Raw genomic sequence first — 12,586 nt, forward strand, 5'->3', positions numbered from 1 at the left:
AACGCGCACCGGATAAGCGGTGTCAAGCATGACGCCGGTCTGAGAACATCGAGTCATGGCTGACGAGACCGCGAACGGCGTGAACGGACCCCTGACGGTCCGCTACAACGCCATGCCCGGCTCCAGCCACGGAGGCCGCCACCGAGCCGAGGCGATCATCCCCGCCGCCGAGCTGACCTGGCGCTTCTCGCGCTCGGCCGGCCCCGGCGGCCAAGGCGTGAACACCACCGACAGCCGCGCGGAACTGTCCTTCGACCTGGCCGCGACCACCGCCCTCCCGCAGTGGCTGAAGTCGCGAGCCTTCGAGCGCCTGGCCGGCCGACTGGTGAACGGCGTACTGACAGTGACGTCGAGCGAGCAGCGCTCGCAGCTCCAAAACCGCGAGGCGGCCCGGGAACGCCTGGCGCACGTCCTGGCCGAGGCGCTGGCCCCGCCGCCCCCGCCGCGCCGGGAGAAGAAGGTGCCCGCTGGCGTGACGCGCCGGCGGCTGGACAACAAGACGCGGCGCGGGCAGACGAAGCAGTTGCGGCGCCGGGTCGACGACTTCTGAGCCGCGGCGCCATAGGGCTCGCGTCGTCAGCAGCGGTTAAAACGACAAACCAACCGCCACTCGCCTCCGCCGAGCACCTCTCGCCCCACCTCGCGGCGCAGGGCGAATGGCCGGAGCCGGAGCTACTCCCCCGCCGCGTCCTTCGAAGCGTCCTTCGCCTTCTCGGCGGCGCCCTTCGGCCCGTCCTGCTGCTTGGGCACCTCGGCGACCGCCTCGGCGGTGCCGACCGTGGCGGAGGCGGCGGCCTGGGCCGCCAGGGCCGCGTCCTCGGCCTCGAAGTGGTCCTTGGCGCGGCCGAGCTGCTTGCCCATGTTCTTCAGGAGCGCCCAGAGGGCCACGCCGAGGGCGAGGACGATCAGGAACGCGACCAGCCCCGGCTTCGTCTTGTCGAGGCTGCCGCCGCTGGCGAGCACCGGCTGGGCGGTTGTGAGCAATCCGGACACAGCGTTCATGACCCGCAGTCTACGAGCACACTCCGGCGGGCTCGTGCACGCCCTGCCCCGGAACCTCGTCGGCGGCCTTCGCGCACTGCTCCTTCTCGTATTCGCGCACGCCGGCGAAGAGGTCGTCCTCCGGCAGTGTGGTGTCGATCACCGAGCGGGCCAGCTCGAAGTCCTCGGTCGGCCAGACCGCGCGGCGGATGTCGTTCGGGGTGCGGAAGAAGGGGCCTTCGGGGTCGATCTGCGTGGCGTGCGCCTTCAGCGCCGCGTCGCGGATCTCGAAGTACTCCCCGACCGGGACGCGGGTGGTGATCTCGCGCTGCGGCCAGTTCTGGCGCTCCTTGAGGAATTCCCAGTAGGGGGATTCCATGCCGCGGTCCAGGAGTTCCTGGTGCTCCGCCTCCAGGCGCGGCATGGACCAGGCCACGTCGTAGTAGAGCTTCAGGGGCTGCCAGGGCTCGCCGGCGTCCGGGTACTTGTCGGGGTCGCCCGCGGCGTCGAAGGCGGCGATGGTGATCTTGTGGGTCATGATGTGGTCCGGGTGCGGGTAGCCGCCGTTCTCGTTGTACGTCACGATCACCTGCGGCCGCTGCTCGCGGATCAGCCGGACCAGCGGCTCCGCGGCGGTCTCGACGTCCTGGAGGGCGAAGCAGCCCTCCGGCAGCGGCGGCAGTGGGTCGCCCTCGGGCAGGCCGGAGTCGACGAAGCCCAGCCACTCCTGCCGCACGCCCAGGATCTCGCGCGCCGCGTCCATCTCCTTGCGGCGCACCTCCAGCAGGTTGGCCTCGATCTCGGCCTGCACGGCCGGGTCCTTCTTCAGCTGTGGGTTCAGGATGTCGCCCCGGGAGCCGTCAGTGCAGGTGACGACCAGCACATCCACCCCTTCGCGCACATAGCGCGCGGTGGTGGCCGCACCCTTGCTGGACTCGTCGTCCGGGTGCGCGTGGACGGTCATCAGGCGCAGTTCGTGCGTCACGGTGTTCCTCCATCAGTAGCCGCCCGAATATACTGACGCACGGATCCGACACTGCGCACATCCGAATCGCGCTCCGTCGACTGAAGGCCAGGTGAACCGCGTTGACGTCCGAGGTGCAGGACGAGGTGGTCGCGCGCTACGCGCGCTCCTCCGGCCTGTCCAGGCGCGGACGCGTCGCCCTGGGGGTCGCCGGAGTGCTCGCGCTGACCGGCGTGGTGTCGTACATCGGACTCAAGCAGGCCACCCCCACGCTGACCGCGACCGTCCTCGGCTACCAGGTCTCCTCCGACCATGCCGTCGACGTGCGGTTCCAGGTGGACAACCGGAAGAGCGACCGGCCCGCGACGTGTACCGTCCGGGCCCGCGACTACGGCGGGAACGAGGTGGGGCGCCTCGACGTACCGGTCCCCGCCGGCCCGCGGCAGGTGCTCTCCGCGACGATCCGGACCAGCAGCCGGGCCATCAGCGGCGAAGTTCTGGACTGCCAGCTCACATAGCCCCGCGGTCCACGGCTGATTAACCCGGCGTTATCCGTCCGTGCTCCTTGTTACGATCGCCATTCTGTGTCTGACTGAAAAGCGTGCGTGACTGAGCAGCACGGTCCCCTCAACTGAGTAGAACCCTAGGAGTACCCGTGACCCAGACCAACGACAGCGTCACCTGGCTGACCCAGGACGCCTTCGACCGGCTCACCGCCGAGTTGCAGCACCTGTCGGGACCGGGCCGCGTAGAGATCGCCCAGAAGATCGAAGCTGCTCGCGAAGAGGGCGACCTCCGCGAGAACGGCGGCTACCACGCGGCCAAGGAGGAGCAGGGCAAGATCGAGCTGCGCATCCGCCAGCTCACCCAGCTCCTGGAGCACGCCAAGGTCGGCGACTCCGTGGAGTCCGGCGTGGCGGTGCCGGGCGCGGTCGTGACCATCGCCTTCGACGGCGACGAGGACGACACGCTGACCTTCCTGCTCGGCTCGCGCGAGGACGCCGCCGAGAACATGGAGGTCTACTCGACGCGGTCCCCGCTGGGCGGCGCGATCAACGGCAAGAAGATCGGGGAGCAGGCCGAGTACGAGCTCCCGAACGGGAAGCCGATGATGGTCAAGCTGCTGGACGCCAAGCCGTACTTGGGCTGAGGCGGCCGTCAGGAACGGCTCGTCGACACGATCGACAGGATCGACACAGAGCGGCCCCCGGCGTGATGATCACGCGGGGGCCGCTTTGTCGTGTCGCTTTGTCGTAGCGCTTCGTCGTGTGCTCGGCGCTGTGAGCTCGGCGCCGCCGGCTCAGCCGGCGCTCGACGAGCCCTGCGTCGACGGTGAGGTCGGCGGCGTCGTCGGCCCCTGCGACGTGCTGCCCGTCGAGGTCGGCGGGCCGGGCTGGCTGGAGCTCGTGGTGGACGTCGGGCCGGTCGGCTGGCCGGTCCGGGAGCCGGTGGCTGTCGGCTCGCCCGAGGACGTGGACGTCCCGTACGCCGACGAGCGGGTGTACGACGGATACGTCGAGTACGTGTGGTGCGGGTAGCCGGTGTGCCCGTACACGCTGGTCGACGTGGGCACCGGCTCGGTCGGCGGCACGAGGTCGTCGGTCCCGGTGGTGGCGGTGGGCTGATCGGACTGCTGCGCCGGGTTCGACGCCGGGCCGCCGCCGTCGGGGGACTTCCCGGACGAGCTCATCGCGAGCGCCACAGAGAGCCCTAGCAGGGCCGGCACAGCGACCGCCGCGGTGATGAGCGCCTTGCGGCGCGTGTCCGGCCGCAGACCCCCGCCACGGCCGCCGAGGCCGGTCGACGCGCTCTGATAGGAGTCGGCCCCGCGACGGCGCACCGGTGGCTCGTCGGCGGCGGCGCGGCGCGAGTGGCTGGCGTGGCTGGTGTGGCCCGCATGACCCGCGTGCCGGCCGCCGGAGTCGGTCATGGAGGTCGGGAGCTCGTCGTAGACCCGGGTGCCGTCCGGGAAGTCCGCGGCGTGGCCGCGACGCCCTCCGGAGTCCGACATCGGGGCTATTCGCTCGTCGTAGACGCGGGTGCCGTCCGAGAAGTCGGCAGCGTGGCCGCCGCGGCCCCCCGAGTCCGGCATCAGCGCTGTGCGCTCGTCGTAGAGGCGGGTGGCGTCCGGCGGCAGCGCGTCGGCGGAAGGCATCGCGCTGAGCTGTGCGGTCTCCTCCAGCGCGCTGGCGGGGTTGTACGAGGCGGGATATTCGCTCTCGTACTCGCCCCGGCCGTACCGGGTGCCGAAGCCGGACGCGGCGCTCTCCCCGAACGCCGCGTCGCGACCGTACCGGCCCCCGGAGCCGGACTCGCCGTATAACCCCTCGCCGTAGGCCGCGGCCGCGGCAGCACCCCCGGCTGCCGCGTACCCGCCGCCCTCGGCCGCGGGCCGGCGCCGGCGGCGCCCGCCGGAGTCGGTCAGCGTGTCCTCGTAGCCGCTCGGGATGCCGGTGTAGCCGCCGTAACCGCCCGCCAGGCCCGGTTCGGCGGTAAGATCCTCGCCGACCTCGACCGGGCCGGCCAGCACGTGCCGCACCGCCTCGGCCATCTCAGCGCCGTCGGCCCAGCGGTTCGTCGGGTCCTTCTCCAGCGCGTGCCACAGCACCTCGGCGGCGGGAGTGGCGACGTAGTCCGGCAGCGGCGGAGGCGGCTCGTGCATGTGCATGTACATCACCGCGGCGGTGCTGCCGGCCTGGAAGGGCTGGCGGCCGGACAGCAGCTCGTAGCCGAGGATGCCGACCGCGTAGACGTCGGCCGCCGGGGTCGGGGTCTCGGCGTGGAAGAGCTCGGGTGCCAGGTACGGGACGGTGCCCATGAGCGCGTCGGCGGCCGTCAGGCCCAGCGACTCCGGGGAGCGCGCGATACCGAAGTCGGCCAGCACCACGCCACCGGAGGTGAGCATCACGTTCGCGGGCTTCACGTCCCGGTGCACCACGCCGGTCCGGTGCACGGCCCCCAGCGCGTCCAGCAGCGAGGCCAGCACCTTCATCGCGAAGCGCGGCTCCAACGCGCCGGTGCGGGCCAGGACCCGGTCCAGCGACTCGCCCTCGATGAACTCCATCACCAGGAACGCGGCACCGGGCGTGTCGGGATCCGTGGCGTCGGTGTAGCCGTAGTCGTACACGCGGACGATGCCGGGATGGTCCATCATCGCCATCACCCGGGCCTCGGCCACGAAGCGCGCGCGGAACGTCGGAGTGTCCAGCAGCGCCGGCAACACGATCTTCACCGCGACGGTACGGCCCAGCACGAGATCGCGGCCCCGCCACACCTCGCCCATCGAGCCGCCGCCGATGCGGTCGATCAGCTCGTACCGGTCGTTCAACACCTCGCCCGGTCTAGGTCCTGCCATCGGTCCCCCCTGCTGCTGTTTGTTGCGCCCCCTTTCCCCAAGAATAAGACGCTTGAACATCGGGGTCGGTTGCCGATGTGCTCGATCATGCCAGGATCGTGATCGATTGTGAGTGTGGAGAACCACACTCTCACGCCGAAACCGATCGGTATTTGCGCACCGACAGGGGGACGAACACCATCAGAATCAGCAACGACCAGAACAGCGACACCCAGGGGGCGTGCGCGATCGGCCACGGCATCTTCACGGTCGGCTCATAACCATCGGGGTTTCCCCACAGTGATCGCAACGCCTGGACGGTGGCTGAGACCGGGTTCCAGTCCGCGACGTCCTGGAGCCAGTGCGGCGAGATCTTGCGCGAGGGCACGAAGGCGTTGGACAGGAAGGTCAGCGGGAAGATCCAGATGAAGCCGATGGTGTTCGCGGCCTCGGGGGTGCGGACCGAGAGCCCGATCGTGGCGCCGATCCAGCTCATCGCGTAGGCGAACAACATCAGCAGCAGGAATCCGGCGAGCGCCTTGAGGATTCCGTCGTGGATCCGCCAGCCCACGGCCAGTCCGCAGGCCGCCATCACCAGCAGCACGAACAGGTTCTGCAGCCAGTCGGCGGTGGTCCGGCCGGCCAGCACCGCCGAGCGGGAGATCGGCAGCGAGCGGAACCGGTCGATCAGGCCCTTGTGCAGGTCGTCGGCCAGGCCCACGGAGGTGGTCGCGGCGGTGAAGGCCAGTGTCTGCACGAAGATGCCGGGGAGCAGGAACTCGCGGTAGGCGGTGGTGCCGCCGGCGCCGGGGACCGGGATCGCGCCGCCGAAGACGAAGGCGAACAGCAGCACGAACATGATCGGCTGGATCGAGGAGAAGACGACCATCTCCGGGATGCGGGTCATCCGGCGCAGGTTGCGCAGGGTGACGACCCAGGCGTCGTGCAGGGTCATGAGCAGGCTGTTCCCGCCGAGCGGGACCGGGGGCGCCAGACTGTCCGAACTCATCGCACCGTCTCCTTCGGCTCGTGGCCCTCGTCGAGCCCTCGCTCATCGTCCAACCGTCGGCCTTCGTCGTACTCGGCTCCGGACTGCCCCGAGCCGCCCTCGCCGCCCTCGTCCTCCGTGGAGCGGCCGGTCAGCTGCAGGAACACGTCGTCCAGGGTGGGGCGGCGCAGCGCGACGTCGTCGATCTTGATGCCCAGGCCGTCCAGCTCCCGGATGGCCTCGACCAGCAGCTGCGCCCCGCCTGAGACCGGCAGCAGGATCTCGCGCGTGGGCTCGTGCACCCGCGGCGCGGCCGTCCCCATCCTGCCCAGCAGCTCGGCGGCCTCGCCGAGCCGGTCCGGATCGGAGACCACGATCTGCAGCCGCTCCCCGCCGATCTGCGCCTTGAGCTGGTCGGCGGTCCCCCGCGCGATCACCTTGCCGTGGTCCACCACGGCGATGGAGTCGGCCAGCCGGTCCGCCTCCTCCAGGTACTGCGTGGTGAGCAGCAGCGTCGTCCCGCCCTTCACCAGCCCCGCGATCACGTCCCACATGGCGATGCGGGTCCGCGGGTCCAGCCCGGTGGTCGGCTCGTCCAGGAAGATCACCGGCGGCTTCACCACGAGCGCGGCGGCCAGGTCCAGCCGCCGCCGCATGCCGCCGGAGTACGTCTTCGACGGCCGGTCGGCGGCGTCGGTGAGCGCGAACTCCTCCAGCAACTCCCCGGCCCGCTTCAGGGCCGCGGCCTTCGGCATGTGATAGAGCCGCCCGACCATGGCCAGGTTCTCCCGGCCAGTGAGGTTCTCGTCGACGGCCGCGTACTGCCCGGACAGCCCGATGGCCCGCCGCACGTCGTTGGGATGCCGCAGGACGTCGATCCCCAGCACCCGCGCACTGCCGGCGTCCGGCTTGAGCAGGGTGGTCAGCACGCGCACGGCGGTGGTCTTGCCCGCGCCGTTCGGCCCGAGCAGACCCAGGATGGTGCCCTCGGGCACCGCGAGGTCCACACCGTCGAGCGCGCGGACCTCCTTGGTTTTCTTGCCTCCACCGTAGATCTTGACCAGACCCTCGGCCTCGATTGCTGCCATAGAAATGACCGTAGAGGAGGGGTCCGACAGCAGGTGTTCGGATGTTCACAGTTGGTGGGCCGAATGGATGAATTCCCGGTGCCTCAGAGTGCGAACAGGCATGCGCTACTTCACCGACGCCACCGACGCCACCGGGGCCTCGGCGACCAGCGCCGCGCGCACGCCGTCCCTCAGCTCGAAATCCCTCAGAAAGAAGTCGGCTCCGGCTGATACCCCGCCGCCCGCAGCCGCGAGATCAGCGTCTCGGCGTGCGCGATCCCCCGCGTCTCCAGCTGCAGCGCCACCTCGACCTCGCCGAAGGCCAGCGACGGCCGGGTCCACAGGTGCTCGATGTCCATCACGTTCGCGTCCGCCTCGCCGAGTTCGCTCAGGAGCTTCGCCAGGGCGCCGGGGCGGTCCGGGATGCGCAGCCGCAGGGCCAGGAAGCGGCCGGCGGCGACCAGGCCGTGCCGGATCATGCGCATCATCAGCAGCGGGTCGATGTTGCCGCCGGACAGCAGGGCGACCACCGGGGCGTCGAAGGCGCGGGCGTCGTCCATCACCGCCGCGACGGCCGCGGCGCCGGCCGGCTCCACCACGAGCTTGGCCCGCTCCAGCAGGGCCAGCATGGCCTTGGACAGGGACTCCTCGGAGACCACGCGGATCTCGTCGACCAGCCTGGTGATGAGGTCGAACGGCACGTCGCCGGGCCGGCCGACGGCGATCCCGTCGGCCATCGTCGCCATCCCGGCCAGCTGCACCGGCTTGCCGGCCGCCATCGAGGGCGGATATGCCGCGGCCCCGGCCGCCTGCACGCCGATCACCCGCACGTCCGGCCGGACCGCCTTGACCGCCGCGGCCACTCCGGCGAGCAGCCCGCCGCCGCCGACCGAGACCACGATGGTGCGCACCTCCGGGCACTGCTCCAGGATCTCCAGGCCGACCGTGCCCTGCCCGGCGATCACGTCGGGGTGGTCGAAGGGGTGGATGAAGGTGGCGCCGGTGTCGGTGGCGAAGGCCCGCGCCGCGATCAGCGCCTCGTCCACGGTGTGCCCGGCGAAGCGCACGTGCGCGCCGTAGGCCTCGGTCGCGGCCACCTTCGGCAGCGGCGCGCCCTCGGGCATGAACACCGTCGACTTGCTCTCCAGCAGCGACGCCGCCAGCGCCACGCCCTGCGCGTGGTTGCCGGCGCTGGCCGCGACCACGCCGTTGGCCCGCTCGGCCGGGGTCAGGTTGGCGATCCGCACGTACGCGCCGCGGATCTTGAACGACCCGGTCCGCTGCAGGTTCTCGCACTTGAAGTGGACATGTCCCCCGACCCGCTCGGAGATGCTCCGGGAGCCCTCCAGCGGGGTCCGCCGCGCCACGCCTTCCAGCAGGTCACGAGCCCGCTCGACGTCTTCCAGGGTCACAGTCGCCGTTGACATGATCCCAGTCTGGCAGGTCCGGCGGCGGCACCACGAGCCCTCCGGCGAAACTACTTGCATGGCGCATGCATCCAGGTATATGCTTGCAGCAACCAAGCATCTGTAGGAGACGAGAAGACCGATGAGCGGCGAGCCTCTGACCGACGAGGAGTACAGCGAGCTCGGCAAGACGATGGGCATGCTGTTCCAGCGCATCATGCGGGCCCGCAAGGAGCCCGAGGGCGGACAGGTCGCCGCGCTGGGGATGCTGGCCAAGTGCGGGCCGGTCCGGTCCAGCGACCTGGCCAAGAACCTCTTCCTGGACCAGTCCACGGTCTCCCGCCACGTCGCCCACCTGGAGGCGGACGGCCTGGTCGAGAAGGTCGCCGACCCCTCCGACGGCCGCGCCACGCAGCTGCACGTGACCGAGCTCGGCCACAAGCACATCCAGGACTTCTGGCAGAAACGCATCGACGCCATGCGCGAGGGATTCGACCACTGGGATCCGGCGGACCTGCGGACCCTGACACAGCTGATGACCCGCTATGTCGAGGACTTCAGCACCATCATCGCCAAAACCCAAGATGCGAAGAACGGCCCCACAACGGAAGACGGAACCGCCAATGAGTGAGACCACCGAAGTTCCCGAAAAGATAGCGAGCCCTCAGGCGCCACAGGTCGCCGAGGGCTCCACCATGAGCCACAAGCAGATCCTGGTGGTCTTCGGCTCGCTGATGCTGGGCCTGTTGCTGGCCTCGCTGGACAACACCATCGTCAGCACCGCGATCCGCACCATCATCGGCGACATCGGCGGCCAGAACGGCCTGGCGCGCATGCCGTGGGTGACCACCGCGTACGTGCTGGCGTCCACCGCCGCCACCCCGATCTACGGCAAGCTCTCCGACCTGTTCGGCCGCAAGCCGCTGTACATGACGGCGATCGCGCTGTTCCTGACGGGCTCGGCACTGTCCGGCTTCTCGCAGAACCTGAACGAGCTGATCGCCTTCCGCGCGCTGCAGGGTCTGGGCGCCGGCGGCATCATGGGCCTGACGTTCGCGATCGTCGGCGACGTGGTCCCGCCCCGCGAGCGCGGCAAGTACCAGGGCCTGTTCGGCGGCGTGTTCATGCTGGCGATGGTGGCCGGGCCGCTGCTCGGCGGCATCTTCACCGAGCACAGTTCGATCCTGGGCATCACCGGCTGGCGCTGGGTGTTCTACGTCAACCTGCCGATCGGCATCCTGTCGCTGTTCGTCATCAGCGCGGTCCTGCACCTGCCCAAGCGCCGGGTGAAGGCGACCATCGACTACGTGGGCGCCGCGCTCGTCGTGGCCGGCGTCGTGTGCCTGTTGCTGGCGGCGCAGATGGGCGGCCAGCAGTACGCGTGGGGCTCCCCGGTCATCATCGGCCTGGCGGTGGCCGGCGTGGTGGTGCTGGCGGCGTTCGTCATGTGGGAGATCCGCACGCCGGAGCCGATCCTGCCGATGCGCCTGTTCCGCGGCGACGTCTTCCGGGTCTCCAGCGTCATGGGCTTCCTCATCGGCATGGTGATGATGGGCGCGATGATGTACATCCCGTTCTACTTCCAGGTCGTGAACGGCGACAGCCCGACCAAGGCGGGCCTGCGGATGCTGCCGATGATGGTCGGCCTGCTGACCACCTCGATCAGCTCCGGCCGGATCATCAGCCGGACCGGGCGCTACCGGTTCTTCCCGATCGCCGGCATCGCGGTGACCACCGTCGGCCTGGGGCTGATGACGACCATGAACGAGAACACCAACTTCGCGGTCGCCGGACTGTTCATGTTCATCGTCGGCCTGGGCCTGGGCGCCACGATGCAGGTGCTGATCCTGGCGGTGCAGAACGCGGTCGACATGAAGGACATGGGTGTGGCCACCACGTCTAGCACCTTCTTCCGCTCGCTGGGCCAGACCTTCGGCGCGGCGATCATGGGCGCGATCCTCACGAACCAGCTGACCAGCCACCTGAAGACCAACGCCGGTCCCGGCGCGGCTCTGGCGCCGGTACGCGATCACGGTATGGAGATCCTGCAGAGCGAGGGCGCGATGGCCAAGCTGCCGCAGGCGGTGCAGCACGTGCTGATCCACTCGTTCACGCAGGCGCTTTCGACGGTGTTCATGGTCGGCGCGGCGCTCAGCCTGATCGCGTGGTTCGCGAGCTGGTTCCTGAAGGAGCACAAGCTGCGCTCGATGTCTCCGGCGGACGCGCGCAAGGCGGCGGGTCCGGATTCGGGTTCGGGTTCGGGTTCGGGTTCGGGTTCGTCCGACGTGGAGGCTCCGGCCCTCGCACACTGAGTTCCTTTTTGCGGACTCAATATTTAGTGCGCACAACTAAGAACACTGCGACCGCCGTCCTGGACATCCGGGGCGGCGGTCGCGGTGTTCATCGCCTTCGGTCTGGTTCGCGGCCCTGGCGAAAGCTGATCTGCACGCCGTCGGGGTGTTCCCAGTCGCGGTTGTTGCCGATCACCGACACGCACACCTCACGATCGCCGTCCGAGTCGCGGGCGACGGTGACCTCGATTTCGGGGCCGAGGAGTTCAAGGACGTCGCCGGGTCCGGCGACAGCGGCGACTCCGTCTTCCATCACCGACCGGTCGAGGGACAGGAACGCCTCGATGGCGGCGTGGAAGTCCTGGGGGCGTTCGTCCTCGTCGTAGCCCTCGACGAAGATCTCGACCTCGGTCCCCAGGGCGGGGACCGGGATCGGCTCGCTGACGTACTCGCCGCCGAACTCCTCGACGTGGCCGAGGCCCGGGATCTCGAAGGTCTTGGCCGTGTGCCGGGTGGATTCCGTCTTCTGCCGACGCCATTTCATGGGGGACATCGTCTCCTACCGGTCCCCGCTGATCTCAGTCGACCCGGTCCGCCGACCAGTAGGTGTCGCCGCGCAGGATCAGCGCCGCCGCGCCGACCAGACCGGCGTCCTGCCCCAGATCGGCCGGGACCACCTTCAAGTTCTTGGTGAAGTCCAGCCTTGCGTGCCGATACAGCGCGGAGCGCAAGGGCTCGAAGAGGAGCTCGCCGGCCTGCACGATGCCGCCGCCGATCGTCACCAGCTCCAGGTCGCACATCGCCGCCGCACCGGCGATGGCGACGCCGAGCGCGGTGCCGGCGCGGGTGAAGGCTGCCTCGGCGATGCCGTCGCCGGCGCGGGCGTCGTCGGTGAGGTCCTTGCCGGTGTGGCTGCCCTGGCCCGCGCGCCAGCCCTGCGCCGCCGCCCACGCGGCCATGCGCGGCCCGCTCGCGACGGCCTCCAGGCAGCCGGTCCCGCCGCAGGCGCAGGGCGTCTCCTGGTCGACGACGACGTGCCCGATGTGCCCGGCGTTGCCCTTGGCCCCGTCGATGAGGCGGTCACCGAGGATCAGGCCGCCCCCGACCCCGGTGGAGACGACCATGCCGAGCATGTTCGCGGAGCCGCGCCCGGCGCCCTGCCAGTGCTCGGCGGCGGCCAGGCAGATGGCGTCGTTGTGCAGGCGCACGTCGCGCCGGAAGTCGGCCTCCAGCCGCCACCGCAACGGGAAGCCGCGCCACCCGGGGATGTTCAGCGGGGACACCTCCCCGGCCGGCCACCGCATCGGACCGCCGCAGCCGACACCCACGGCGCCGAAGGCACCGCGCTCGTACGGAAGGTGGTCGACGGCGTCGAGCAGCGCGGCGTAGAGCGCCTCGCCGTCCGCCCCGGCCCCGGCGGGCGTCGGCGTCCGGAACGAGGCCAGCACCTCGCCGTGCTCGTCGACGGCCCCGACCGCCATCTTCGTCCCGCCGATGTCGATCGCCAGCACCGGGGCCCGCCCGGAGGTGTCAGTCACCGTCATGGTGGACACCT

The 12,586-nt window shown here is 70.3% G+C and carries 13 protein-coding genes; 5 read left to right on the top strand and 8 right to left on the bottom strand.

What is annotated here, in order from left to right:
* Positions 1–112 precede the first annotated feature (112 nt).
* Positions 113–550: an alternative ribosome rescue aminoacyl-tRNA hydrolase ArfB gene (gene arfB / locus ABH935_RS25315; protein WP_370380527.1), complete on the top strand. Its 438-nt coding sequence runs from the start codon at positions 113–115 to the stop codon at positions 548–550.
* Between the two features lie 122 nt (positions 551–672).
* On the opposite strand, the gene ABH935_RS25320 is transcribed toward arfB, so the two are convergent.
* A complete protein-coding gene (locus ABH935_RS25320; RefSeq protein WP_370380413.1) occupies positions 673–1,002 on the bottom strand; it encodes a hypothetical protein in 330 nt (109 codons plus the stop codon).
* Positions 1,003–1,012: 10 nt separating this feature from the next.
* Positions 1,013–1,966, bottom strand: a complete 954-nt coding sequence (gene mca, locus ABH935_RS25325) for a mycothiol conjugate amidase Mca (protein ID WP_370380414.1) — start codon at positions 1,964–1,966, stop codon at positions 1,013–1,015.
* Between the two features lie 101 nt (positions 1,967–2,067).
* Between mca and ABH935_RS25330 the strand changes: the two genes are divergently transcribed.
* Both ABH935_RS25330 and greA read left to right on the top strand, forming a co-directional pair.
* Positions 2,068–2,463 (top strand): DUF4307 domain-containing protein, encoded by a 396-nt coding sequence (locus ABH935_RS25330; RefSeq protein ID WP_370380415.1) that lies wholly within the window; start codon positions 2,068–2,070, stop codon positions 2,461–2,463.
* Positions 2,464–2,600: 137 nt separating this feature from the next.
* Positions 2,601–3,095, top strand: coding sequence for a transcription elongation factor GreA (gene greA / locus ABH935_RS25335; RefSeq protein WP_370380416.1), 495 nt, complete (start codon positions 2,601–2,603; stop codon positions 3,093–3,095).
* Positions 3,096–3,245: 150 nt separating this feature from the next.
* On the opposite strand, the gene ABH935_RS25340 is transcribed toward greA, so the two are convergent.
* The 4 genes from ABH935_RS25340 to ilvA all read right to left on the bottom strand — a co-directional run bounded on the left by ABH935_RS25340 (position 3,246) and on the right by ilvA (position 8,761).
* Positions 3,246–5,300 carry a serine/threonine-protein kinase gene (locus ABH935_RS25340; protein WP_370380417.1) on the bottom strand — a complete coding sequence of 685 codons (2,055 nt, stop codon included), beginning with the start codon at positions 5,298–5,300 and terminating at the stop codon, positions 3,246–3,248.
* Positions 5,301–5,430: 130 nt separating this feature from the next.
* A complete protein-coding gene (locus ABH935_RS25345; protein WP_370380418.1) occupies positions 5,431–6,288 on the bottom strand; it encodes an ABC transporter permease in 858 nt (285 codons plus the stop codon).
* The gene (locus ABH935_RS25350) at positions 6,285–7,355 is read right to left on the bottom strand and encodes an ATP-binding cassette domain-containing protein (RefSeq protein WP_370380419.1); all 1,071 of its coding nucleotides are present in this window, start codon (positions 7,353–7,355) and stop codon (positions 6,285–6,287) included. The genes ABH935_RS25345 and ABH935_RS25350 overlap by 4 nt, the downstream gene beginning before the upstream one ends.
* Before the next feature lie 185 nt (positions 7,356–7,540).
* Positions 7,541–8,761 carry a threonine ammonia-lyase gene (gene ilvA / locus ABH935_RS25355; protein ID WP_370356788.1) on the bottom strand — a complete coding sequence of 407 codons (1,221 nt, stop codon included), beginning with the start codon at positions 8,759–8,761 and terminating at the stop codon, positions 7,541–7,543.
* A gap of 121 nt (positions 8,762–8,882) precedes the next feature.
* Here ilvA and ABH935_RS25360 point away from each other — a divergent pair, with 121 nt between their 5' ends.
* Both ABH935_RS25360 and ABH935_RS25365 read left to right on the top strand, forming a co-directional pair.
* Entirely contained in the window at positions 8,883–9,371 is a 489-nt protein-coding gene (locus tag ABH935_RS25360) for a MarR family winged helix-turn-helix transcriptional regulator (protein ID WP_370380420.1), read from the top strand.
* Positions 9,364–11,052 (top strand): MDR family MFS transporter, encoded by a 1,689-nt coding sequence (locus ABH935_RS25365; protein ID WP_370380421.1) that lies wholly within the window; start codon positions 9,364–9,366, stop codon positions 11,050–11,052. The genes ABH935_RS25360 and ABH935_RS25365 overlap by 8 nt, the downstream gene beginning before the upstream one ends.
* An 88-nt stretch (positions 11,053–11,140) precedes the next feature.
* On the opposite strand, the gene ABH935_RS25370 is transcribed toward ABH935_RS25365, so the two are convergent.
* The gene (locus ABH935_RS25370; protein ID WP_370380422.1) at positions 11,141–11,575 is read right to left on the bottom strand and encodes a hypothetical protein; all 435 of its coding nucleotides are present in this window, start codon (positions 11,573–11,575) and stop codon (positions 11,141–11,143) included.
* Between the two features lie 34 nt (positions 11,576–11,609).
* Positions 11,610–12,575 carry an ROK family protein gene (locus ABH935_RS25375; RefSeq protein ID WP_370380423.1) on the bottom strand — a complete coding sequence of 322 codons (966 nt, stop codon included), beginning with the start codon at positions 12,573–12,575 and terminating at the stop codon, positions 11,610–11,612.
* Between the last annotated feature and the right edge of the window lie 11 nt (positions 12,576–12,586).

This window comes from Catenulispora sp. GAS73, assembly GCF_041262085.1.
Classification (GTDB): domain Bacteria; phylum Actinomycetota; class Actinomycetes; order Streptomycetales; family Catenulisporaceae; genus Catenulispora.